A 23,667-nucleotide genomic window follows, 5' to 3' on the forward strand; every position below is an offset into this window, starting at 1 on the left:
CTTGGCTTTCCCCGCATTCCCCCTTAACTACGCGCAGATGACCGACAAGACAGACAATCCCTCTCCCCTGGTTTTCGCCGCCGACCAGGCCGGCGAGCGCATCGACCGCTTCCTGGCCCGGCAATTTCTCGGCCGCGAGGGGGAGGCGCTGTCGCGGACCCGCATCAAGGCGCTGATCGAGGAGGGCCAGGCGCTGCTCGACGGCATGCCCGTGCTGGATGCCGGTCACACGCTCAAGGCGGGACAGAGCGTGCGGCTGGCGGTGCCGCCGCCCGTCGCGGCGGAGCCGCTGGGCGAAGACATCCCGCTCGTCATCCTCTACGAGGATGCCGACCTCCTCGTCATCGACAAGCCGGTCGGCCTCGTCGTCCATCCGGCGGCCGGGCACCAGACCGGCACGCTCGTCAACGCCCTCATCGCCCATTGCGGCGACAGCCTGTCGGGTGTCGGCGGCGTGCGGCGCCCGGGCATCGTGCACCGGCTCGACAAGGACACGTCAGGGCTGCTGGTGGTCGCCAAGAACGACAGGGCGCATCAGGGCCTGGCGGCGCAATTCGCCGATCACGGCCGCACCGGCCCGCTGGAGCGGGCCTATCTGGCTTTCGTGTGGGGCGGCGTTCGCGACCACGGCACGGTGGAGACGGGCATCGACCGGTCCATCCGCAACCGCGAGAAGATGCAGGCGGTGCCGCCCGGCCGCGGACGCGAGGCGATCACCCATTATGCGCGCCTGGAAATCTTCGGGGACCGGGCCGGCGCCCCCCTGGTCAGCCTGGTCGAATGCCGCCTAGAAACGGGTCGCACGCATCAGATCAGGGTGCATATGACGCATCTCGGCCATCCGCTGCTCGGCGACGCCGTCTATGGCGGCGGCTTCAAGACGAAGGCGGCGCTCCTGTCTCCTGCCGCCCGGCCGGTCCTGGAGGGGCTCGGCCGCCAGGCCCTGCATGCACGCCTGCTCGGTTTCGAACATCCGGTGACCGGCGAGCATCTCGTATTCGAGAGCGAGCTGCCGGCCGACCTGGCGCAATTGGCCGATGCCCTGCGGCGCGGGTGGGAATGAGACGGCCGCCGCCCGCGGCGCGGCCGCCTGCGGTCCTGGCGTCTATCGCTTGCGCCCGAACCAGAAGCCGCCCGCCACGGCCCCGATCACCAGGGCATTGAGCAGCGTCGAACGGTCCGGCAGGGCGTCGGCGGCGACGCGGGTCGCGGCGAGCAGCGTCGCCTGGAGATTCTGGCGCCGTTGCGCCCGCCTTTCCAGCACGGCGGCGACGATCAGCGCGACGATCGCCAGCACTGCGAACAGCGCGGCGACGGCCGCATCGGCCCAATAGGGGCCGTAGCGGTCCGCGACGCAGCGGTGCAGGCTGACGACGCCGGTGCCGACCAGGCAGAGGAGAAAGATGCCGGCGACCGCCCTGCAGACGAGGATGGTCCCGCGCTGCCGCAGGGCCGCCATCATCTCGTCCTTGGCCAGCGAACCGAGCGCGAGGAGCTGTATCACGATCTGCTCTTGCTCCAGATGCCGAGCACGAGGCCGACGCCGGCCGCGATGGCCAGCGCCTGCAGCGGCTTCCTGTTGACGTAATCGGCCGTCGCCTTCTGCAGGTCCGCCGCCTGGCTGCGGGCGACGTCGCCATATTCGCTGGCCTTGGCGCCGACGTCGCTCAGGGTTTCGTCGATAACCGATCGGGCGGTCTTGGCCTCGCGGGCGAGGAAACGCGCCCAGGTCGATTTTTCCTCGCTGATATAGGCGCTGAGCTGTTCGGACAGCCTGGCGACATCGGCGCGCAGGGAATCGAGGTCGCTTCCGATGTCACCCGGAAGCTTCGACTTGGCCTGATCCATTTCCTTGTCTCCCATGGAGGTACAACAATCAAACGTCGTGGCAGGCTTTGTCTGACCGCGATGAGGGACCGCCCGGCCGCCCGCGGCAAGCTTAAGCGCGGCATGCCCCGACGCAAGGCTAACGCCTTATTAACGTTACTGTTCCCGCCGGCGGCGATCATCCGCCGCCTTTCCCGCGCGCCAGAGCCGCAATGCCCCAGCGGAACGCATGGCGGGCATCGCAAATTTGCAACGTGAAATCGCCGCATTCGGGCGCATGATAGAGATATGGGGATTGGCCCGTGCCTCCGCAATCGCGGCAGCACATGCGGGGCCGCCAGACAAGGGTCTTCACAAATGCCCCTGCCGTCCCCATATTGCGATAGCGTTGTTTGCTCTGGATGAGGAACAACGGTTGAACTGCCCGGATTGGGGGTTCAGAGGAGAGGAACATATGGCTTCCGCCGCACTTCCCGTCTTGGCCGCCGAGAGTGGCCTTTCGCGTTACCTCGATGAAATCCGTCGCTTTCCCATGCTTCAGCCGCAGCAGGAATACATGCTGGCGAAAAGCTGGCGCGAGCAGGGGGATCGCGAGGCGGCGCATCAACTCGTCACGTCGCATCTGCGGCTCGTCGCCAAGATAGCCATGGGCTATCGAGGCTATGGCCTGCCGCTCGGCGAGGTGGTGTCCGAAGGTAATATCGGCCTGATGCAGGCCGTCAAGCGCTTCGAGCCGGAAAAAGGCTTCCGTCTCGCCACCTATGCGATGTGGTGGATCCGCGCTTCGATCCAGGAATATATCCTGCGTTCGTGGTCCCTCGTGAAGATGGGGACGACCGCGAACCAGAAGAAGCTCTTCTTCAACCTGCGCAAGGCCAAGAGCCATATTTCGGCGCTGGACGAGGGTGATCTGCGTCCCGACCAGGTCAAGTCGATCGCCAAGTCGCTCGGCGTGCAGGAGCAGGAAGTCGTGGAGATGAATCGCCGCCTGGGCGGCGACGCATCCCTGAACTCGCCGGTGCGCGAGGACGGCGAAGGCGAGTGGCAGGACTGGCTGGTCGACGAGACGTCGAACCAGGAGACCCGGCTTGCCGAGTCCGAGGAGAACGACAACCGCTCCAAGGCCCTCCGGCAGGCGCTCGGCGTGCTCAACGATCGCGAGCGGCGCATCTTCGAGGCGCGCCGGCTGGCCGACGATCCGATAACGCTCGAGGAGTTGTCGGACGAGTTCGGCGTCTCGCGCGAGCGGGTGCGCCAGATCGAGGTCCGGGCGTTCGAGAAGGTCCAGGCCGCGGTGCGTTCGGGCGTCGCCCGCCTGGAAGCGCAGCACGCCTGAGCCTGCGTTCGGCGCGGGATCGAAAGAGAACGAAGGCCGGTCCCCTGGACCGGCCTTTTTCGCGAGCGCCTGTGCTCGGTGCCGCTCAGGGCCGGGCGGCCGTCCCGTTGTTCCAGGCGGCCATGGCGTCGTCGAACACCTTCGTGCCGGTCGCGCCCTTCTCGAAGGTGAGGATGGCGTTGCGGCCGTTGTCGAAGGCGAACTCCAGCTGGAACCACGAATTGTTCTGCAGCATCTTGGCGTTGCGGCCCTTTTCGTTGAAGGGATCGGCAATGCCCATCAGGAAGACGCCGGTGGTGACCTTCATCAGCGCGCCGTCGAGCGGAATGCCGGCCTGCTGCGGCGCCGGCTTGACCGAGATGCCCTTGAGCGCCGCGACGTTGCCGTTGGGATAATCCTGCGGCACCGTCATCTGGACCTGCAGCAGGAAGGCGGCCGGGAAGGCCGGATCGCTGTTGCGGCGCAGTGTCAGCACTGCTCTCAACTTGCGGTCGGGGATGTTCAGGTCGCCGATGATGACGGTTTCAAGCGGCGCGTTGCTGCCGCTCGCCTGGGATTCGGTGCGCCAGTTGACGGTTCCGTCGAAGACGCGGTTGCGCATGGGGGCGAGCGGGTCCTCCTCCACCATGCGGGCGCGCTGGTTCTCGCTCGTCTCTCCCTGCGTGGAGGGGAGGAGGGGCGCGGGGGCGGCCGGCGCGGGCGCCTGAGCCGGCTTGGAAGGCTGGGGGGCGATCGAGCGCGTCGGCGCTTCCGGCTCGGCGCCATGATCGGGCGCGGCCTGCTGCGGCGCGGCGTTCGATCCGCTGCCGACCCGGTCGTCCAGCTTGGCGGGATCCGCCGGTGCGGGCGCCGCGGGCGTGGTCGCGGGTGCGGTGACGGCCTGCGACGACTCGCCGTCGCCGGCGCCCGCCCCGCGCAGATAGAGTGCGGTCGCGGCGCCGCCTCCCACGATCAGGGCGGCGACCACGGCCATGACGGCGTATCGCCTGGCATTGTTGTTGGACGGCGCGCGCCGTGGCGCCTGCGGGCGCCGCTGCTCCGGCCGGCGGTCGGCGGCGGCCGGGCCGAGCCGATCCCTGGCCTTGCCGCCCGCTGCGGGAGCATCCGCCGGCTGGTCGGCCGGGGCAGGCCTCGGGGCCGGCGGCGCCTGGAAGACCGGTCCCTCCGGCTCGGGCGCGGGCTCGTCATAGGATTGTTCGATGCGCAGGATCGCGTCCTCGAGCAGGTTGCGCTCGCGCGATATCTGGCTGTGGGTCAGCGCCGGGTCAGCCGCATGGAGCTGGCGCATCAGCGCCTTGCGTGCCTTCTCGTAAAGGGCCGCGCGCGTGTCCTGATTGTTGGGCGAGAGCCCTTGAACGGCTCGCTGGATGGGAGGGAAATAATCCGTCGACACTGTTCCTGGCTCGATCCAATCCGAAAGCCCGCGACCCTCGCAGACGCCTCACGCGCTTGCGACCGGACAATGCCCTAACGCCCGAATCTGACGGGATTGTGGGTACATCCGGGCCGATACGGTCGCTCTTAGACTTGAAACGGATTTTGCACAAGGATCGTGTCGTCGCGATCCGGGCTGGTGGAGAGGACGGCGACCGGCGCGCCGATCAGTTCCTCGATGCGGCGCACATATTTGATCGCCTGCGCCGGCAGGTCGGCCCAGGACCGTGCCTTGGCCGTGGTCTCCTGCCAGCCCTCGATATCTTCGTAGATCGGCTTGACGCGGGCCTGCGCCGTCTGGCTCGCGGGAAGATAGTCGATCCTGCGGCCGTCGAGTTCGTAGCCGACGCAGACCTTGATCGTCTCGAAGCCGTCGAGGATGTCGAGCTTGGTCAGGGCGATGCCGGTGATGCCGGAGGTGCGGATGGTCTGGCGCACCAGGGCGGCGTCGAACCAGCCGCAGCGCCGGGCCCGGCCGGTGACGGTGCCGAATTCGCGGCCGCGCTCGCCGATGAGCCGGCCGGTCTCGTCGAGGAGTTCGGTGGGGAAGGGGCCTTCGCCGACGCGGGTGGTGTAGGCCTTGGTGATGCCGAGCACGTAGTCGAGCGCGCTCGGGCCGAGGCCGGAGCCGATCGCCGCCTGGCCGGCCACCGTGTTGGAGGAGGTCACATAGGGATAGGTGCCGTGGTCGATGTCGAGCAGGGCGCCCTGGGCCCCCTCGAACAGGATGCGGTTGCCGGCCCTGCGGGCCTTGTCGAGCAGGGCGCCGACGTCGTCCATGAAGGGCAGCACCAGCGGCGCCACGTCGGAGAGTTCGGCGAAGAGCGCCTCGGCGTCGATCTCGGCCTGGCCGTTGCCGCGGCGCAGGGCGTTGTGATGGTTCAGGAGGCGGGCGATCTTGGGGCGGAGCGAGGCGAGGTCGGCGAGATCCATCAGGCGGATGGCGCGGCGGCCCACCTTATCCTCATAGGCGGGGCCGATGCCGCGGCCGGTGGTGCCGATCTTGGTGCCGTCCGTCGCCGATTCGCGCAGGCGGTCGAGCTCCTGGTGCAGGGACAGGATGAGGGGGGTGTTCTCGGCGATGCGCAGCGTCTCGGGCGTGACCGTGACGCCCTGGTCGGAGAGCTTGCGGACCTCGGCGACGAAGGCGCGCGGATCGAGCACCACGCCGTTGCCGATGATGGAGAGCTTGCCGCGCACGACGCCGGAGGGCAGGAGGGAGAGCTTGTAGACATTGTCGCCGATCACGAGGGTGTGGCCGGCATTGTGCCCGCCCTGGAAGCGAACGACGACATCAGCCTGTTCCGACAGCCAGTCGACGATCTTGCCCTTGCCTTCGTCGCCCCACTGCGACCCGACCACGACGACATTGGCCATGGTGCTCTCCTCTGCTGTGGCCCGGCACGACGCTGCTCCGGACGCGGAAAAGCCCGGCACATGCGATGGCCGGGCTTTTTGGTTCCTTACCGTATCGCCGGAGGCGAGTAAACCCGGCAATGTGAAACTCATGCCTGTCATATGTGACAGCCGGTCTTGACACAAAACTGTCAACGCTCATTGATACCAGCGCCGATGTAAAAACCCTTACGAAACGGGGCCAGCGCGGCACCATCAAGGAGTTGGGACAATGAGCAGGAACATCTGGGCCGGCATCGCCTCGGTATCGGCCCTGGCCTTCACGGCTTCGATGGGCGGAGCCTTCGCCCAGGCCAGCGACGACCTCGTTGCCGCGGCCAAGAAAGAAGGCCAGCTCACCGTTATCGCCTTGCCGCACAGCTGGTGCGGCTATGGCGACGTCATCGCCGGCTTCAAGGCGAAATACGGCATCACCGTCAACGAGCTCAACCCGGATGCCGGTTCGGGCGACGAAGTCGAGGCGATCAAGGCCAACAAGGGCAATACCGGCCCGCAGGCGCCCGACGTCATCGATGTCGGCCTGTCTTTCGGCCCGACCGCCAAGGCCGCCGGCCTGCTGCAGCCCTACAAGGTCTCGACCTGGTCGACGATCCCCGACACCGCCAAGGATGCCGACGGCTTCTGGTACGGCGACTATTATGGCGTGCTGTCCTTCGAAGTGAACAAGGACATCATCAAGACCTCGCCGCAGGATTGGCCGGATCTGCTCGGCTCCGATTTCGCCAATTCGGTGGCCCTCGACGGCGACCCGCGCGTTTCCAACCAGGCGATTCAGGCCGTCTACGCCTCGGGCCTGTCCGCCGCCAAGGGCGACGCCTCGAAGGCCGCCGCCGCCGGCATCGAGTTCTTCGCCGATCTGAACAAGAAGGGCAACTTCGTCCCGGTCGTCGGCAAGATCGCCTCGCTGACCCAGGGCACCACGCCGGTCATCGTCCGCTGGGACTACCTGGCTCTCGGCGATCGTGACGCGGCCAAGGGCAATCCCAGCATCGACGTCGTCGTGCCGAAGACGGGCGTGCTCGCCGGTGTGTATGTCCAGGCCATCAGCGCCTATGCCCCGCATCCCAACGCAGCCAAGCTGTGGATGGAATACCTCTATTCCGACGAGGGTCAGATCGGCTGGCTGAAGGGCTATTGCCACCCGATCCGCTTCAACGATCTGGCCGCCAACAAGAAGATCCCGGCTGATCTGCTCGCCAAGCTGCCGCCGGCCGAAAGCTATGCGAAGGCTGTATTCCCCTCCCTCGACGAGCAGAACGCCGCCAAGGCCGAGATCACCAAGAACTGGGACAGCAAGGTCAGCTCCGCCAAGTAGCTCAAGCGTATCGAAGCGGAGCGCCGGCGCGGCTGGATAGGCCGATCCGACGTTCCGCGGAAGCCTCCTCACGGAGATACCCCTCGAGGCCAGGCCCGTCCGGAAGAACCGGCGGGCTCTGGCACGCATTTTCCGCTCCGCTGTTCCGGTGAATAATGACGACGACCGTGCTCACCACAGCCCCTCCGGCAAAAGCCCGCTCCGCAGGGACGGGGTTCTTCTCCTGGGCCATGCTCGGCATGACGCCCTTTGTCGCTTTCTCCCTGCTGTTCCTCATCCTTCCCACGGCGCTCCTGCTGGTCAGGGCCTTCGAGGATCAGACAGGAGCGTTCACGTTCGGCAATATCGGGGAACTGTTCCTCAATGAGCGGATCCGCGGCGAATTCCTGTTCAGCATCGAGGTCAGCGCCGCGTCCGCGGTCTCGGGAGCCTTCTGCGGCTTCTTCCTCGCCTATGCAGTCGTGCTCGGCGGCTTGCCGTCATGGCTGCGCAGCCCGGTCCTGACCTTCTCGGGCGTGGCATCGAATTTCGCCGGCGTTCCCCTCGCTTTCGCCTTCATCGCCACCATCGGGCCGGTCGGCCTGATCACCATGATGCTGAGGCAGAATCTCGGGGTCAACATCAATGTGGGCGGTATCATTCTCTACAAGTCCACCGGCCTGACGCTGGTCTATCTCTACTTCCAGATCCCGTTGATGGTACTGGTCATCGTGCCCGCGCTCGACGGCCTCAAGCGCGAATGGCGGGAGGCGACCTCCGTGCTGGGCGGAACGAACTATCATTACTGGCGCTATGTCGCCCTGCCGGTTCTCTGGCCCAGCGTTCTCGGCGCGACCTTGCTCCTGTTCGCCAATTCCTTCGGTGCGATTGCCACCGCCTATTCGCTATCGGCGCGTTTCCCGATCATCCCCATTGAACTATACGCCCAGATCCGAGGGGACGTTCTCAACGATCCCGGCCTCGGCTACGCCATCGCCTTCGGCATGGTGGTGATCACCAGCATCACCAGCGGCGCTTATATCTGGCTGCGGAGCCGCAGCGAAAGGTGGCTGCGATGAAAAGCAGTTCGGTTCTGTCCTGGGTGATCCTCGCCCTTGCCGCGATCTATTTCTTCGTGCCGCTGTTCGCGACGCTCGAATTCGCCATGCGTCAGTTGCCCGACAGCGGTTTCACTTTCATGTTTCTCGGCCGGAAACATAGTTTCGATGCGTTCGTCACATCGATCGTCAGCCCGGATTTCCAGCTCGCTTTCCTGCGTTCGGCTCTCCTCGCGATCGCCTCGATCGTGGGCGGCATCCTGCTGGTGGTGCCGACCGTCTACCTGATCCGGCTCAAGCTGCCGCAATGGCGTTCGCCGGTCGAGTTCGTGACGCTGCTGCCCCTGGTGATTCCGGCGATCATCATCGTCTTCGGCTATACCAGGCTGTGGATCGTGCCTTCCTGGTCGCCCTTCAAGACCGGTCTGGCCACGGACGTGCTCCTGGCCGTCGGCTATGTCACGCTCGCTCTGCCCTATATGTACCGCTCGGTCGATACCGGCATGCGCGCCATCGACATCAAGACCCTTACGGAAGCGGCTCAGAGTCTCGGGGCGAGCGGCTTCACCATTCTGTTCCGGGTCATCCTGCCGAACGTGCGTTCGGCGGTGCTGGGCGGCGCCTTCGTGACCTTTGCCATCGTCATCGGCGAATATACCTTTGCAAGCCTTCTCGGCCGCGAGGTGTTCGGCACCTATCTGCAGCGCATCGGAGCCAACGAGGCCTATGAACCGTCAGCGCTCGCCCTGATCGCCTTCGCCATCACCTGGGCTTGCATGGGCCTCATCCAATTTGTCGGCCGCGCCCCTGGCGCCAGGCCCGCGCGCTGAGCGAAGGAGTTCACTCTCATGGCATTTCTCGAAATTTCGACCTTGAAGAAGAGCTTCGGCGCCAACCAGGTCGTCAAGCATTTCGACCTGAAGGTCGAGCGGGGCGAGTTCATCACCCTCCTCGGCCCCTCGGGCTGCGGCAAGACGACTGTGCTGCGCATGGTGGCCGGATTCGAAATGCCGACATCCGGGTCCATCAGCATGGACGGCAAGGATGTTACGGCGCTCGCGCCGAACCAGCGCAATGTCGGCATGGTGTTCCAGGCCTATGCGCTGTTCCCCAACATGACGATCGCCGAGAATATCGGCTTCGGCCTGAAGATCGCCAAGCGGCCCGCCTCGGAAATCGCCGCCCGGGTCAAGCAGATGCTCGACATGATCAAGCTGCCGCAGATCGCGGATCGCTATCCCTTCCAGCTTTCGGGCGGCCAGCAGCAGCGTGTCGCACTGGCGCGGGCGATCGCGGTGCAGCCCAAGATCCTGCTTCTCGACGAGCCGCTTTCGGCGCTCGACGCCAAGATCCGCGTCTCGCTGCGCGACGAAATCCGCGTGCTGCAGCAGCAGCTCGGCATCACCACCCTGTTCGTGACCCATGACCAGGAAGAGGCGCTGTCGATGTCAGACCGCATCGTCGTGATGAGCGAGGGACGCATGGAACAGGTCGGCACGCCCTTCGAGATCTATAATTTCCCGAAGACGCGCTTCGTATCCTCCTTCGTCGGCACGCTCAATTTCCTCACCGGCAAGGTCGTCGATGCCGCCGCCGGCCGCATTCTGGTCGATGGCCAGGAAGTGATCACCAATCGCGGCCTGGAGGGCGCCAGCAACGGCGATACCCGTTCCCTGGCCCTGAGGCCGGAGGCGGTGACGCTCGGCCAGGGTGGTGAAAACCGCAATACGCTGCACGGCAAAATCGAACTCGTCAGCTTCCTCGGTTCGATCGTGCGCATTCGCGTGCGTTTTGACAAGAACCTGGTGACGCTCGATACGTTCAACACTTCGAGTGCGAAGCCACCCCAGATGGGAGAGGAAGTCACGGTCTCCTTCGGCCACGACGATCTGCAGCCTCTGGAAGAGGCCGTGAAGGTCGCGGCCTAGATCGACGTCCAGCCGCTCTCAAACGGGTGCCCGGCCCCGGTCGTGCCCCGCCTTCAGCGGCCCGTCCTTCAGGCGGGACATGTCGAAATCCCTGAGGTCGCGCAGCAATTCGACCAGCGCCGCCGCGCCGAAGCGGGCCGACACGGCGCCGTGGTCCGGCGTCGCCTTCGAGGCGTCGCCTGCGGCGCCTTCGGGATGGAGGTCCTGCGCCATCCAGCCGAACCCGCCCGGGCGGCCGGTGCGCAGATGCCGGAAGCTCGCTTCCATCTCGTAGGTCACCGGTCGGAAATCGGCGGCCTTGTCCATATGGACGAGATCCGGGCGGAATTCGAGCATGAGGGCGGTCTCGATCTCGCCGGCATGGATGCCCAGCCGCATCTCGTCGACGCCGAAGGTCTCGGCGGGATAGCCGAACAGGCTCCAGGAGGTGAAGGCGGCCAGCATGCCGTGGCGCACCCGCAATTCCCGCGCGACGATATCCATCACGCTGGCGTTGCCGCCATGCGAATTGACGATCAGCAGCTTCCTGACCCCGGCGCGGTGCACGCTTTCGCCGATCTCCACCCATGCGCGGATCGCCGTCTCGGCCGAGAGGCTGAGCGTGCCGGGGAATTCCAGGTGCTCGTTCGACTTGCCGATGGTCTGGACCGGCAGGAAGGTCGCCGGGATATCGGCGGGGATGTGCGACAGCGTGCGGTCGAGATAGCCCTGCATGATGAGGGCGTCGGTGCCGACCGGCAAATGCGGTCCATGCTGCTCGATCGCGGCGACGGGCAGAACGGCGATCCAGGAGGCGGTATCGGACGTGCGGAACTCTTCCGTCGTCATGTCGAGCCAGTGGCGGCGGGGAAGCGAGGAAGCGTTGGGCATGGGAAATCCGGAGGAACGGGCTTGGACGGCGGTGCCTGCACGATCGCGCAGCTCCCGGTCCACTCTAGCCGCTTCCCTCGGCGGTGCCATCCTGAAATGCCGCGGATGAAACGCCGTACCGGCGGCGGTGTCATGCGCCCCGATGTGAAACCGTCGGTCCCGGATGCCATATCCGGGCCGACGGATGGACGATACCCGATTGTTTCCGGGTCAGTGCACCGTTCCGGTGCTTTTCAGTTTCTCGATCTCGTCCTTGAGAATGAGTTTCTTGCGCTTGAGCTCCGCGATCTTGAGGTCATCCGAGGAGGGATGGGCCAGCGCGGTCGTAAGTTCGACTTCAAGGGCGTGATGCTTACGCTCCAGTTCGACCAAATGCGGTTGCACAGGCATTAATGGGCTCCTTGTGTCATCGTTCCGACATGTAAACCTCTCACGATTTTGAGGTGATGTCGAAGAAAAACCGCATGGCGGCGGCGTGCGGAGCGTGTTTGTGGCGGGAATTTGTCGAGCCGAAACAAGGCCTTAATCCGTCATCAGCCGGCGGTGGGGCCGCCTGCGGGAGGAGAAGGTCCGCGAAAACAAGAAGATAGGGCGGCCGGATGCCGCCGCGCGGCGGCCGCCCGGACGGGACAAATTCTCGGCGATATCCGGTGCCGGCGCTTGCGGCGGCCCGGCCATGCTTGCATAGTCTGCCGCCTCTTCCGCGGCCCTTGGCGGTGGGTAGGAGGGGCGAGCGGAAGGCACGGCGCCGGCCATGGCGACACGACTTCGCGAGGCGCGCCTTTTCGGCAAAGGCGGGGCCGGCCGGAAGAACGGAAGGGGACAGGCTTGCCAAATCCGATCAGCAAGGAGGAAGAGGCTGCGATGGTTGCCGAATTGGCACGGCTGCGCCAGGAGCATCGTGATCTCGATGCCGCGATTTCGGCCCTGGAACTGATCGGCGCGCCCGACCGGCTGCAATTGCAGAGGCTGAAGAAGCGCAAGCTGAGCCTGAAGGACCGCATCTCCTTCATCGAGGATACGCTGACGCCCGACATCATCGCCTGAGAGTTCGGGCAGGCCGGCGCGTGTCTCGTCAGCCGGCGGCCGTCTCGACGCCTCCCTGCGCGATCTCGGCCAGCATCCATTCGCGGAACGCCTTGATCATCGGCTTGTCGGCCCGGGCCCTGGGCGCGACGAGATAATAGGCGAAATCGGACGCGATCTTCAAAGCGGGGTCGAACGGCCGGATGAGGCGGCCGGCGGCGAGGTCATCGCCCACGAGGCTGGTGTTGCCGAGGGCGACGCCCTGGCCGTCGACCGCCGCCTGCAGGGCCATGATCGACTGGCTGAAATGGAGGCCGCGGGTCGGGTCCGGCTTGTCGGCCTTGGCCGCCAGCAGCCACATGCGCCAGTCCGGCCAGATGTCGTCCTGGGCGTGCCAGTCGAGATGGATCAGCGTGAAATGGCGCAGGTCGTCCGGCTCGCGCAGGGGCCGCGGTCCCTCCAGCAGCTTGGGGCTGCAGATCGGAAACACGTCCTCGACGAACAGGCGGTCCGAGCGCAGGCCCGGATAGGCGCCGTTGCCGAAGCGGATGCCGACATCGATCTCGTCCCGGCGGAAATCGGCGAGCGTGTCGGAAATGTCGATGCGCATGTCGATATCGGGGAATTTCTGCCGGAACTTCGGCAGGCGGGGCACCAGCCATTTGGCCGCGAAGGAGGAACCGGAGGAGACCGCGAGCGTCTCGCGATGCGTCGTCCCCGCGGCACGCCGGAGCGCCTCGTCGATGGTGCGCAGCGCCGCGCCGGTGGAGGCGAGCAGTTCCTCGCCGGCCCGGGTCAGTTGCATCGTCCGGCTGGTGCGAAAGAACAGGCGCGTGCCAAGCCGCTCCTCGAAGGCGCGGATCTGGCTGCTGACGGCCGCGGGCGTGACGTCGAGCTCGGTCGCGGCGCGGGCAAAGCTCAGATGGCGGGCGGCGACCGCGAAAGTCCAGAGGGCGCCGAGCCCGATGCCGGATCTGCTCATGGATATCATCAAGTTATTCTTGTTGATGAAGATAGGTCATCTACCTTGATCTCAGCCGATAAAACATTGAAAACACTAAGCATGCAAGGGTTTGAAATTAACATTTCGTTGAGGATGCGCCATGTCGACCATCGATTTTCACGACGATGAATGGGGCCGCCACTGGAGCCATGCCCCGCTGCCGCAGCAGAGGGCGCCGAGGCGTTCGCGCTCCTCATTTGCGGGCATGCGGGGATGGATCGAGGCGCGGCTGGAGGAGCTCCGCGCCCGTTCGGCCGAGCAGCGCGACCGGAAGGTCTTCGAAGGCATGAGTGCCGAGGCTCTGCGCGACATCTTTCCGGAGGACGCCGTGCTTCCGGTGCGGGCCGACCGGCTCGACGGAATCCGGGACGCCTTCGGCCGCCCGCTGGCCTGATCGCCGAAGTGCCGGGCCGGGACGTCCGGCCTTCATGGATCCGGCGGCCGGCCGCCGGGTTCCCGACACCATGCTTGATCCGCCCGGTCCCGGCAGGGGAGTTCCTTGCCGGGGCAGCGGGCGTCGGAGGCCCGCCCGTGCATGTGGCGTATTTCGTGTTGCTCGGCGCCTTCTGGGGCCTGTCGCCGTCCTTCTACAAGGTGCTGGGGCCGGACGGCATGCCGATCAGCCACATCATCGTGCTGGCGGGCCTCGGTGTCGGCGCCGGACTGGCGGTGTGCGGGCGTGTGTCGCTGCGGCGCAGCCTCGCCGACCGGCGGCTGCTGCTCTACGGGCTCGGCTGCGGGGGCCTGCTGAATGCGCCCTTCGCGCTGCAGATCATGTTCGCGGCCCATATTCCGGCGGCGGTGCTGGCGATCGTGTTCTCCACCGCGCCGTTCTGCAATTATGTGCTCGCGCTGGCGACGGGGCGCGACCGGCTGCAGCCGCATCGGGTGCTCGCCCTGCTGGCCGGGCTCGCCTCCAGTGTGGTGCTGGTCGTCACGCGCGACCACGCGGAGGGCGGCGGCTTTTCTTTGTGGACGCTGGCGGCCTTTTCCTGCCCCGTGCTGTTCGCGGTCTACAACTGGTTCACCGCGCATCGCTGGCCGCCGCATGTGAGCGTCTACCAGGCGGGCATGGCGGAATCCTTCGCCTCCGCGCTTTTCGCGCTGCCGGTCCTGCTGATCGCAGCCCCGCCCTGGGCGATGGCGCTGCCGAGCCTGTCGAGCTACGGCCTGGTCGGCTTCCTCGCCGTGATGTGGGTCGCCGAGCGCATCGTCTATTACACGCTCATCCGCGACAGGGGGCCGGTCTATACGGCGCAGAGCATCTATGTCGCCGCGCCGGCAGGCGTCCTCTATGGGATGGCGTTCTTCCAGGAACGGCCCGACATCTGGCTCTGGATCAGCCTGGTCCTGGTCATATCGGCGCTCTGGCTCAACAATGCGCGGCCGGGGGCGAAGCCCGCCCGGGCGGACGGGGCCTCCCCGGGGCCGGGCCGGCCCGCGTCCGCCGGAGGGGCTGGCGCGGGCGTGACGGAGGCCGAGGTCAGTCCTTCTGCCTGATGCCCTTCAGCTTGCCGAAGACGCTGTTGAGGTCGAGCTTGTCCTCGTCCTCGACGTGACGCGAGGAGCCGGAAAGCGAGGCGAAGGGATTGTCGTCCACGCGGGGCGAGCGGTCGACCGGCCCGGTGGTGATCTCCGCCGGCAGCAGCGTCGCGCTTTCCGGCTCGGCCGGGCGGTCCTTCGAGGCGCGCCCGACTTCGAAATCGAGGTCGATCTGCGAGCAAAGGCCGAGCATGACGGGGTCTGCCGGCGCCAGTTGCTGGGTGTTCCAATGGGTGCGCTCGCGGATGGCGGCGATGGTGGTCTTGGTGGTGCCGACCAGCCGCATGATCTGCGCATCCTTCAGTTCCGGATGGTTCTTCACCAGCCAGAGGATGGCGTTGGGGCGGTCCTGGCGCCGGGATACCGGCGTGTAGCGCGGGCCCTTCTTGACCTTGGCGACGGCGATCTTGACCTTGGATTCGGCGAGCTTCAGCCGATAATGCTGGTCACGCTCGCCGCGCTGGATCTCATCGCGCGTCAGCTGGTTGGCGACGATCGGGTCCTGGCCCTTGATGCCGGCCGCGACCTCGCCATCCGCAATGCCCTTGACCTCGAGCGGGTGGAGTTTGCAGAAGTCGGCGATCTGGTCGAAGGTGAGGCCGGTGTTTTCAACCAGCCAGACAGCGGTGGCCTTTGGCATCAGCGGGGCGGTCGACATGATGGCTTCTCCTCACGGGGCTGATCTCGAAACAGGGCTGTTGCGGACATGAGCCCGCTGCCGCCTCGCTCCAGCCTCCTGGAACGAAGCCCGACGCGGGCTGATTGTCGGGATTCCCGATTACATATAGTCGGCGTTTGAGCGGAAGGAAAGGCCGCGCACGCATTTGCGCGCCTTTCGGTATCGACAAGGCGAAGGGAGGCGGTATCATGAAACCGAGTCTCGCTTTCCCGGGTGCACGGCGTGCCGGCCGGGGCGGGCGAGGACATGCGGGCGACGTTCATCGGCGCCGGGCGGCGGTACGGGGGCGGGCCGATCGCCGGCATTTCGGACCGGACTGTCGGTGGCCCGGCTCTTCGTTGTCGAAGGTCACGGCCTGGGCCGGATCAACGGCGGGACGAGCCTCGCCGACCGGCGAAGGCGGGGGGATGAGGCTTGGACGCCGGACGTTCGTCGGGGCGCTCGTGGTGGGGGGCATGATGATGGTGTTGCCGAGGGCGCTCGCGCAGCCGGGCGGGGACGGCAGCTTTCGCGACGAGGTCGCCGAGGTGCTGCGCCGTCGCCGACCGGCCCTGCGTTTCACCTTGCCGGCGGGTCCCGAGACGATCGTCGTCGGTTCGGCCCACATCTATACAGGCAACCTGCAGCGCGACGTCGAGGGGCTGGGCGGGGCCGCGCGGGAGCAGGCCATCCTCCACTTCATCGACCGGTTGACCCGCGACTGGAAGAACGGAGAAACGTCGACCGGAAGCTGGCGGCTGGACAAGGAGCGGCTCCGGATCCAGATCGCGCCGGCGGCGTACCGCAATCTGTCGGTCGAGCTTCTGTCCCGGGATTTCACCCCGCAGAACATCATCGTCTATGCGCTGGACGAGACCCTGTCCTATATTCTCGTCACGCGGGAGATGGTGACCTCCTGGGGCGTCGACCCTGGGCTCGTCCACGCGGCCGCCGTCGCCGGGCTCGACAGGCTGTCCGAGAAGACATCGATCGCGGTCAGCCGGCCGGCCGGCGGTCCCGGCGCCTATGCGGTCCTTGCGGCGGGGGATGGTTATGATGCGGCCCGCCTGCTGGCGCCGCGCTTCATGCAGCGGTTGCGCAAAGCGTTGGCGGATACCGTCATCGTCGGCATTCCCGGCCGCGATCGCCTGGTGGCGTGGACGCCCGACTGCGCCGCCCGCGCCATGCTTGCCGCCCATGTCGAAACGGACAGCGAATCGCTCTCCCATCCGCTGACCGGCGCGCTCTTCGTCGCCGGTCCCGGCGGCGTGCGGCTCGCCACGGCGGCGGAGACGGCGGCCCAGCATGGCTAAGCAAGGGCATTCCCAGCTTCGCTCGACGCGCTATATGTTTTCTGCCGCAACGGAGGACATGCCATGACGCTTTTCGACGACGAGCCGCGCCGGCCGCCGGCCCAGCATCAGATCGGGCAGGATCTTTCCGCGCTCTCGCTGCACGAGCTCGACGAGCGGATCGAGCTGCTCAAGGCCGAGATCGCCAGGCTGGAGGAGGCCAGGAAACGCAAGGCCGCCTCGCTGTCCGCGGCGAGCGCCTTCTTCAAGACAGGCAAGTGAGGGGTGGCGGCTGCCGTTAACCAAATCTTAGGATTTATGCGGTAGCCTCACCATGCCGAGTGGCTCCTGTTCATGCTGTTCGACTCCTCCCTGCTTCGACCCTGACAGCCGCGATTCGTCGCGGCTCCTTTTTGAGCGGCGGGGAGGACTCTGCTGGCGTGCCGCCGAGACGGCGCCGGCGTCGTGCGGCGCGCAGCCTGCCGTCTTCCCCTCCGACAAAACAAAAAAGCGGACCCAGGGGGTCCGCTCATGGATCGGTCCGGCGACGGCCGGCATTCCCGCATGGAAAATGCCCGGCTCCCTCGGCAGGACGTCTCAACGCTTGAAGTTGATGCCGGCGAAACGCTGGTTGAACTTGGAGACGCGGCCGGCGCGGTCGAGGAGCTGCTGCGAACCGCCGGTCCAGGCCGGATGCGACTTCGGATCGATGTCGAGCTGCAGCGTGTCGCCTTCCTTGCCCCACGTCGAGTGGGTGAAGAACTCGGTGCCGTCGGTCATGAGCACCTTGATCTTGTGGTAGTTCGGATGAATGTCGGCCTTCATGGGGTCAAATCCTGCTGTGCACCGGAGCGCTACCCCGGCTCGTACAAGTCAAATTCGAATGAGTGGGCGGGTCGATAGCGCAAATTTCCCGCCGGCACAAGCCTCTCCTGGAGCAAAATGCGTTCAAGCAGGGGCGGTTCACCCATTCAACACATTGGTATCACAAGAATTTTGCGATTCCTGGTGATTCGACCCGACGGTCGAACGCGCTAGAGCAGCGTCCCCTTCAGGATGAGGAGGGCGACCGAGAAGTAGATCACCAGGCCGGTGACGTCGACCAGCGTCGCGACGAAGGGCGCCGAGGCACTGGCCGGATCGAGGCCGCATTTCTTGAGCGCGAAAGGCAGCATCGAGCCCGTCAGCGAGCCGAAGGTGACGATCGCCGTCAGCGCCGTGGCGATGGTGAAGGCGACGAGGATCCAATGCGTGCCGTAGTCGAAGAAGCCGGCCGTCTGCCAGACGGTGATGCGCAGCACGCCGAGGATGCCGAGGATGGCGCCGAGGCAGATGCCCGTCGGCAGTTCGCGCAGGGCGACCTTCCACCAGTCGCGCAGCTTGACCTCGCCGAGCGCGATGGCGCGGATGAGCAGCGACGTCGCCTGGGAACCGGAATTGCCGCCCGAGGACATCACCAGCGGGATGAAGAGGGTGAGCACGGCGGCTCTGTCGAGTTCGTCGGAGAAATGCTGCATGGCGCTGGCGGTCAGCATTTCCGAGAGGAAGAGGATGCACAGCCAGCCGGCGCGCTTCTTGATCATCGCCCAGAAGCCGATGGTGTTGTAGGGCTCGTCGAGCGCTTCCATGCCGCCGAACTTCTGGGCGTCCTCGGTGCCTTCGGCCACGATGGCGTCGATGATGTCGTCGACGGTGACGATGCCGATGACGTGCCAGCTTTCGTCGACCACCGGCACCGCCAGCAGGTCGTATTTCGAGATCAGCCGTGCCACTTCCTCGCGGTCGGCCGTGGGCGAGACGGTGATCGGCTTGTCGAAGCGGGCCGCCGAGAGGACAGAGGCCTTGGGATCGGCGGTGATCAGGCGGCGCAGCGCCACGGCCTTGAGAAGCTGGCGCGTCTTGGGATCGAGCACATAGACCGAGTAGATCGTCTCGCGCGTGCGCTCCACGCGCCGGATATGGTCGAGCGTCTGCTCGACGGTCCAGGAGGCGGGCACGGAGACGAATTCGGTGGTCATCAGCGCGCCGGCGCTGTCCACCGGATAGGACAGCACCTTCTCCAGCGATGTCCGGGTCTCCGCGTCGAGCTGGCGCAGCAGGTCGGCGCGCGGCGGGTCGTTCATATAGCGGAAGACGTCCGCCACGCGGTCGGACGACATGCCGGAAAGCAGCTTGAGCGCCCGTTCGGTCGGCAGCGCCTCGATCAGGCCCGCGGGATCGTCGAGATTGGGCTGGTCGAGAACTTCGACGGCCTTGTCGTCCGGCAGGTGGATGAGGACGCGCGCCTGCTCCTCGATATCCTGTTCGTTGAGGAGTTCGACGATGTCAGCGACATGTTCCTGCTGCAGGCACAGCGCGAGAATATCGCGATCGGCAGCATCGGCATGCTTTTCGGCCAGGTCTTCCATGGCTCTTTCCTTCCTTTCGGCCGTTGCCGGAAGGAGGACGAGCCGCGGGAACGGTCAGTCCATCTCAGCCGTCAACGGCGCGAACATTCGACTGGTACTGTCGCTTGGCATGGCGGGGTTGGTCTCGTGGAGTCCGGCAGGAAAAATCCGTGCACCGGCGTAACCGCGAATTGCGCCTGTAAGTCGTCGCAGTCAAGCAGTTTTTTGCAGTGCGTTCGGCGCGATCCGGCGCGGCAAACTGAAGCGGTTTGGAAGGGTGCGATTGCGGGCGATGCGATGTCGCTGCATTGTCCCGCTCGTTCTCAAGGAAGATCGTCACGTGGCCATGGAATCCGCTCCCGATACCGCCGCAGAGGCCAGAAGACGCCGTTCCCTGAAGCCTTTGGGAACGCTGCTGCCTTATGCCATGGCCTATCGCGGCCGTATCTTCCTGGCCTTCGTCGCGCTCGCCGTTGCCTCGGCGGCCACGCTCGTCGTGCCCGTGGCGATGCGGCGCATGATCGATTTCGGCTTCTCCGCCGACCGGGAGAGCGCGATCAATTCCTACTTCCTCGCCATGACCGGCGTCGTGCTCATCCTCGCGCTCGCCAGCGCCTCGCGCTATTACCTCGTCATGACGCTGGGCGAGCGCGTGGTGGCCGATGTCCGCACGGCCGTCTTCGCCCATCTGACCGAATTGTCGCCGCTCTTCTTCGACACCGCCAAGACCGGCGAGGTGATCTCGCGGCTGACGGCCGACACCACGCAGATCAAAGCGGCGTTCGGCTCCTCCGCTTCGGTGGCGCTGCGCAACCTGTTCCTGTTCACGGGAGCCGCGGTGATGATGGTGGTGACGAGCCCGAAGCTGTCGGTGCTGGTGCTGGTCGCCATTCCCGTCATCGTCCTGCCTCTGCTCGCCTTCGGCCGCTCGGTGCGCGCGCGCTCGCGCATCGCCCAGGACACGCTGGCCGATGCCTCCGCCTATGCCGCCGAGATCGTGGGGGCGATGCGGGTCGTGCAGGCCTTCACCGCCGAGCGGCTGGCGATCGGCCGCTTTTCGAGCGCCGTCGAGCGGGCCTATGAGGCGGCGGCGGTGTCGACGCGTTCGCGCTCCTTCCTCACCGCCATCGCCCTCTTCCTGATCTTCGCCTCGGTGGTCGGCGTGCTCTGGCTCGGCGCCCAGGACGTCGTCGCCGGCTCGATGACGGCGGGCGCGCTCGGCCAGTTCGTCCTCTATGCCGTGTTCGGCGCCGGCGCCCTCTCGGAGCTCGGCCAGGTCTGGTCGGAGATCGCCCAGGCGGCGGGCGCGGCCGAACGGCTCGGCGAGCTTCTGCACGAGCGCCCGGCGATCACCGCGCCGGCGCGGCCCGTCCCGCTGCCCGAAGCTCCGCGCGGCGCCATCGCCTTCGAGAATGTCGGCTTCGCCTATCCGGCGCAGCCGGGCAGGCCCGTCCTGACCGCGATCGACCTCGTCGTGAAGCCCGGCGAGACGGTCGCCATCGTCGGCCCCTCGGGCGCCGGCAAGAGCACGCTGTTTCAGCTGCTCCTGCGCTATTACGACCCGCAGGTGGGCCGCATCGTCCTCGACGGCGTGCCGCTGCCGTCGGCCGATCCCAAGCGCGTGCGCCAGCGCATCGCCGTGGTCGCGCAGGATCCGGTGGTCTTCGCCGCCTCCGCTCGCGACAATATCCGTTTCGGCCGGCCGGACGCCAGCGATGTCGACATCGAGCAGGCCGCCCGTCTCGCCGCTGCCGACGATTTCATCCGCGCCTTGCCGATGGGCTACGACACCATGATCGGCGAGCGCGGCGTCACGCTGTCGGGCGGCCAGCGCCAGCGCATGGCCATCGCCCGGGCCATCCTCAAGGACGCGCCGGTGCTGCTGCTCGACGAGGCGACCTCCGCCCTCGATTCGGAGAGCGAGAAGGTCGTCCAGCATGCCCTGGAAGGCCTGATGACCGGCCGTACCACCCTGGTGATCGCCCATCGGCTGGCGACGGTGCAGGCGGCCGACCGCATCGTCGTGATCGAGGACGGGCGGATCGTCGAGGAAGGCACGCACGAGGCCCTCGTCGCCGGCGGCGGCCTCTATGCCCGGCTGGCGCGGCTTCAGTTCCGGGACGCCGCCTGAAGCGACAGCCAGCGGTTTCTCAGCCCTCCCGGCTTGACGGCGATCGAGGCGCTTCCGGACGCCTGTTCCGAGCAGGCCGTGTGCGATGGGAAAGAGGGCAGGCGGCTCTCGTACAGGCGCCGAGCCAAGGCGTTTCTCGGCCTGCAACCGTCAGGATCTGGCATTGGCGGGTTTGTCCCGGCAAGCCCGCCGGGCCGCCTGTCCTCATTCCGGACGAAGCCTGAACACCCGTGGGACAGGCCCGATTATGAAAAAAAGCGCCTCTTCCTCACTCTTCGCGCGCATGGGCAGCCCTCGTCGCCAACGCCGGGAGAGCCGCGCGGCCGTGGCGGGCGAGGACGGCATGGCCTGCGAGAGCCGGGCAGCAAAGCACGGGTTCCACGAAAAAGGCCGGTCTCGCGACCGGCCTTCTATCTCTTCTCCTACGCCGTGGGTGCCGGCTCCAGCCCGCCGGGATCCGCCTGCGGCGGGCGGCGGCGGGGCTTGGTGCCGGAGGCGATGGCCGAGCCGCGGGGCGAAGCGGGCTCGTCCGTCGGGTCGCGTGAGGGCGGCTTGCCGTTGAGCAGGTCGCGGATCTCGTCGCCGGTCAGCGTCTCATATTCGAGCAGGGCCTGGGCGAGGCTTTCCAGATCGGCGTGATGGTCGGTGAGGATGCGCTTGGCGTCCTCCCAGCCCTGGGTGATCAGGCGCCGCACCTCCGCATCGATCTTCTGCGACGTCGCCTCCGAGACGCTCTGGGTGCGTCCCATCGACATGCCGAGGAAGACCTCGTCCTGGTTCTCGCCATACATCACGGTGCCCAGCTCGTCCGAATAGCCGTAGCGCGTGACCATGGCACGGGCCATGCGCGTCGCCTGCTCGATGTCGCCGGAGGCGCCGGAGGTGATGTTCTCCTTGCCGAAGGTCATCTCCTCGGCGACGCGCCCGCCCATCGCAACCGCGAGCTGGGAGGTGAACTCGATATATTTCATCGAATAGCGGTCGCCCTCGGGCAGGAACTTGACCATGCCGAGCGCGCGGCCACGCGGAATGATCGTCGCCTTGTGCACCGGGATACCCTTGGGCACGTTGAGGCCGACGATGGCGTGGCCGGCCTCGTGATAGGCGGTCAGCTTCTTCTCCTCGTCGGACATCGCCATGGTCTTGCGCTCGGCGCCCATGAGGATCTTGTCCTTGGCATCCTCGAACTCGACATGGGTGACCATGCGCTTGTTGCGGCGCGCGGCGAGCAGGGCGGCCTCGTTGACGAGGTTCATCAGGTCGGCGCCGGAAAAGCCCGGCGTGCCGCGCGCGATGATCCTCAGATCGACGTCGGGAGCAAGCGGCACCTTGCGCACATGCACGCGCAGGATCTTCTCGCGGCCGGAGAGGTCGGGGTTGGAGACGACGATCTGGCGGTCGAAGCGGCCCGGCCGCAGCAAAGCGGGATCGAGCACGTCGGGCCGGTTGGTCGCGGCGATGATGATGATGCCTTCGTTGGTCTCGAAGCCGTCCATCTCGACCAGCAACTGGTTGAGGGTCTGCTCGCGCTCGTCATTGCCGCCGCCGAGGCCGGCGCCGCGATGGCGGCCGACCGCGTCGATCTCGTCGATGAAGATGATGCAGGGCGCGTTCTTCTTGGCCTGCTCGAACATGTCGCGCACGCGGCTGGCGCCGACGCCGACGAACATCTCGACGAAGTCCGAGCCCGAAATGGTGAAGAAGGGTACATTGGCTTCGCCGGCGACGGCACGCGCCGTCAGCGTCTTGCCGGTGCCGGGCGGGCCGACGAGCAGCACGCCGCGCGGGATGCGTCCGCCCAGGCGCTGGAACTTCTGCGGGTCGCGCAGGAACTCCACGATCTCCTGCAGGTCCTCCTTCGCCTCGTCGATGCCGGCGACGTCGTCGAAGGTGACGCGGCCATGCGCTTCCGTCAGCAGCTTGGCCTTCGACTTGCCGAAGCCCATGGCCTTGCCGCCCGCCCCCTGCATCTGGCGGGACAGGAAGATCCACACGCCGATCAAGGCGAGGATCGGCAGGGCCTGCAGCAGGAGCTGGAGCAGCCAGGGCGTGCCCTCGCCGGGCTGGGCCGCGGAAATCTGCACCTTGGCGTCGCTCAGGCGTTTGATCAGGGTCGAATCATTGGGCAGGATGGTCGAGAAGTTCTCGCCATTGGTATATTGCCCCGCGAGTTCGTTGCCGGTGATCGTCACCGCCTTGACCTTGCCGGCGTCGGCCGAGTTCAGGAGCTCCGAATAGGAGATCACATTGCTCGCGGCCGCGCTCTGGCCCGACTTCTGGAACAGGGTGAAGAGCGCCAGCAGAAGCAGCACCACGATCACCCAAAGCGCAAAATTGCGGAAATTCGCGTTCATCTCTCGCCTTTCGCGGCGCCTTGCTCCCGGTTTGGAAGCGGCGTCGCCGGATATCACGCCTAAAATAGGCACATGGCAAACAAATGCCAAGGCGAGCCGGCACGATAGATG

General features: G+C 66.4%; 23 protein-coding genes. 12 read left to right on the plus strand and 11 right to left on the minus strand.

Annotation, left to right across the window (positions count from 1 at the left end):
- The first annotated feature begins 37 nt into the window (after window positions 1-37).
- On the plus strand, window positions 38-1,063 hold the full coding sequence (locus tag J3R73_RS03010; protein WP_307422250.1) for an RluA family pseudouridine synthase: 1,026 nt from the start codon (window positions 38-40) through the stop codon (window positions 1,061-1,063).
- A 42-nt stretch (window positions 1,064-1,105) separates the two neighbouring features.
- Here the strand turns inward: J3R73_RS03010 and J3R73_RS03015 are convergent, their stop codons facing one another.
- Window positions 1,106-1,504, minus strand: coding sequence for a phage holin family protein (locus J3R73_RS03015; RefSeq protein ID WP_307422252.1), 399 nt, complete (start codon window positions 1,502-1,504; stop codon window positions 1,106-1,108).
- Window positions 1,501-1,848, minus strand: coding sequence for an ElaB/YgaM/YqjD family protein (locus J3R73_RS03020; RefSeq protein ID WP_307422254.1), 348 nt, complete (start codon window positions 1,846-1,848; stop codon window positions 1,501-1,503). The genes J3R73_RS03015 and J3R73_RS03020 overlap by 4 nt, the downstream gene beginning before the upstream one ends.
- Before the next feature lie 433 nt (window positions 1,849-2,281).
- Between J3R73_RS03020 and rpoH the strand changes: the two genes are divergently transcribed.
- Complete coding sequence (gene rpoH / locus J3R73_RS03025) at window positions 2,282-3,163, plus strand: RNA polymerase sigma factor RpoH (protein WP_307437056.1); 882 nt, start codon at window positions 2,282-2,284, stop codon at window positions 3,161-3,163.
- Window positions 3,164-3,248: 85 nt separating this feature from the next.
- Here the strand turns inward: rpoH and J3R73_RS03030 are convergent, their stop codons facing one another.
- Window positions 3,249-4,556, minus strand: coding sequence for a hypothetical protein (locus tag J3R73_RS03030; protein ID WP_307422257.1), 1,308 nt, complete (start codon window positions 4,554-4,556; stop codon window positions 3,249-3,251).
- Window positions 4,557-4,684: 128 nt separating this feature from the next.
- Complete coding sequence (locus J3R73_RS03035) at window positions 4,685-5,974, minus strand: adenylosuccinate synthase (RefSeq protein WP_307422259.1); 1,290 nt, start codon at window positions 5,972-5,974, stop codon at window positions 4,685-4,687.
- Window positions 5,975-6,284: 310 nt separating this feature from the next.
- On the opposite strand from J3R73_RS03035, the gene J3R73_RS03040 reads away from it, so the two are divergent.
- The 4 genes from J3R73_RS03040 to J3R73_RS03055 all read left to right on the plus strand — a co-directional run bounded on the left by J3R73_RS03040 (window position 6,285) and on the right by J3R73_RS03055 (window position 10,293).
- Window positions 6,285-7,328, plus strand: a complete 1,044-nt coding sequence (locus tag J3R73_RS03040; protein WP_370880065.1) for an ABC transporter substrate-binding protein — start codon at window positions 6,285-6,287, stop codon at window positions 7,326-7,328.
- Window positions 7,329-7,483: 155 nt separating this feature from the next.
- Window positions 7,484-8,386, plus strand: coding sequence for an ABC transporter permease (locus J3R73_RS03045; RefSeq protein ID WP_307422264.1), 903 nt, complete (start codon window positions 7,484-7,486; stop codon window positions 8,384-8,386).
- Window positions 8,383-9,195, plus strand: coding sequence for an ABC transporter permease (locus J3R73_RS03050; protein ID WP_307422266.1), 813 nt, complete (start codon window positions 8,383-8,385; stop codon window positions 9,193-9,195). Before J3R73_RS03045 ends, J3R73_RS03050 begins: the two co-directional genes overlap by 4 nt.
- Window positions 9,196-9,213: 18 nt before the next feature.
- Window positions 9,214-10,293, plus strand: a complete 1,080-nt coding sequence (locus J3R73_RS03055; RefSeq protein ID WP_307422267.1) for an ABC transporter ATP-binding protein — start codon at window positions 9,214-9,216, stop codon at window positions 10,291-10,293.
- Window positions 10,294-10,311: 18 nt separating this feature from the next.
- On the opposite strand, the gene J3R73_RS03060 is transcribed toward J3R73_RS03055, so the two are convergent.
- Window positions 10,312-11,163 (minus strand): creatininase family protein, encoded by an 852-nt coding sequence (locus J3R73_RS03060; protein ID WP_307422268.1) that lies wholly within the window; start codon window positions 11,161-11,163, stop codon window positions 10,312-10,314.
- 210 nt (window positions 11,164-11,373) lie between these two features.
- A complete protein-coding gene (locus J3R73_RS03065; RefSeq protein WP_307422270.1) occupies window positions 11,374-11,553 on the minus strand; it encodes a YdcH family protein in 180 nt (59 codons plus the stop codon).
- 474 nt (window positions 11,554-12,027) lie between these two features.
- Between J3R73_RS03065 and J3R73_RS03070 the strand changes: the two genes are divergently transcribed.
- Complete coding sequence (locus J3R73_RS03070; protein WP_370880066.1) at window positions 12,028-12,210, plus strand: YdcH family protein; 183 nt, start codon at window positions 12,028-12,030, stop codon at window positions 12,208-12,210.
- 28 nt (window positions 12,211-12,238) lie between these two features.
- Here J3R73_RS03070 and gcvA read toward each other — a convergent pair whose 3' ends face one another.
- Complete coding sequence (gene gcvA / locus J3R73_RS03075; RefSeq protein WP_307422271.1) at window positions 12,239-13,171, minus strand: transcriptional regulator GcvA; 933 nt, start codon at window positions 13,169-13,171, stop codon at window positions 12,239-12,241.
- 121 nt (window positions 13,172-13,292) lie between these two features.
- Between gcvA and J3R73_RS03080 the strand changes: the two genes are divergently transcribed.
- Window positions 13,293-13,586, plus strand: a complete 294-nt coding sequence (locus J3R73_RS03080) for a hypothetical protein (protein WP_307422273.1) — start codon at window positions 13,293-13,295, stop codon at window positions 13,584-13,586.
- A gap of 137 nt (window positions 13,587-13,723) precedes the next feature.
- Window positions 13,724-14,692, plus strand: a complete 969-nt coding sequence (locus tag J3R73_RS03085) for a DMT family transporter (protein WP_307422274.1) — start codon at window positions 13,724-13,726, stop codon at window positions 14,690-14,692.
- Here the strand turns inward: J3R73_RS03085 and J3R73_RS03090 are convergent.
- Window positions 14,676-15,392, minus strand: a complete 717-nt coding sequence (locus tag J3R73_RS03090) for a DUF1013 domain-containing protein (RefSeq protein WP_307422276.1) — start codon at window positions 15,390-15,392, stop codon at window positions 14,676-14,678. The genes J3R73_RS03085 and J3R73_RS03090 overlap by 17 nt on opposite strands.
- A 428-nt stretch (window positions 15,393-15,820) precedes the next feature.
- On the opposite strand from J3R73_RS03090, the gene J3R73_RS03095 reads away from it, so the two are divergent.
- Both J3R73_RS03095 and J3R73_RS03100 read left to right on the plus strand, forming a co-directional pair.
- Entirely contained in the window at window positions 15,821-16,705 is an 885-nt protein-coding gene (locus J3R73_RS03095) for a DUF1444 family protein (RefSeq protein WP_307422278.1), read from the plus strand.
- A 63-nt stretch (window positions 16,706-16,768) separates the two neighbouring features.
- Entirely contained in the window at window positions 16,769-16,966 is a 198-nt protein-coding gene (locus J3R73_RS03100; RefSeq protein ID WP_307422280.1) for a DUF1192 domain-containing protein, read from the plus strand.
- Window positions 16,967-17,281: 315 nt separating this feature from the next.
- Here the strand turns inward: J3R73_RS03100 and rpmE are convergent, their stop codons facing one another.
- Together rpmE and mgtE are read right to left on the minus strand one after the other, a co-directional pair.
- Complete coding sequence (gene rpmE, locus J3R73_RS03105) at window positions 17,282-17,509, minus strand: 50S ribosomal protein L31 (RefSeq protein ID WP_307422282.1); 228 nt, start codon at window positions 17,507-17,509, stop codon at window positions 17,282-17,284.
- 209 nt (window positions 17,510-17,718) lie between these two features.
- On the minus strand, window positions 17,719-19,092 hold the full coding sequence (mgtE, locus tag J3R73_RS03110; protein WP_307422284.1) for a magnesium transporter: 1,374 nt from the start codon (window positions 19,090-19,092) through the stop codon (window positions 17,719-17,721).
- A gap of 325 nt (window positions 19,093-19,417) precedes the next feature.
- Here mgtE and J3R73_RS03115 point away from each other — a divergent pair, with 325 nt between their 5' ends.
- Window positions 19,418-21,202, plus strand: coding sequence for an ABC transporter transmembrane domain-containing protein (locus tag J3R73_RS03115; RefSeq protein WP_307437062.1), 1,785 nt, complete (start codon window positions 19,418-19,420; stop codon window positions 21,200-21,202).
- A gap of 422 nt (window positions 21,203-21,624) precedes the next feature.
- On the opposite strand, the gene ftsH is transcribed toward J3R73_RS03115, so the two are convergent.
- A complete protein-coding gene (ftsH, locus tag J3R73_RS03120; RefSeq protein ID WP_307422286.1) occupies window positions 21,625-23,556 on the minus strand; it encodes an ATP-dependent zinc metalloprotease FtsH in 1,932 nt (643 codons plus the stop codon).
- Window positions 23,557-23,667: the final 111 nt, after the last annotated feature.

It is taken from the genome of Labrys monachus, from assembly GCF_030814655.1.
Classification (GTDB): Bacteria; Pseudomonadota; Alphaproteobacteria; order Rhizobiales; family Labraceae; genus Labrys; species Labrys monacha.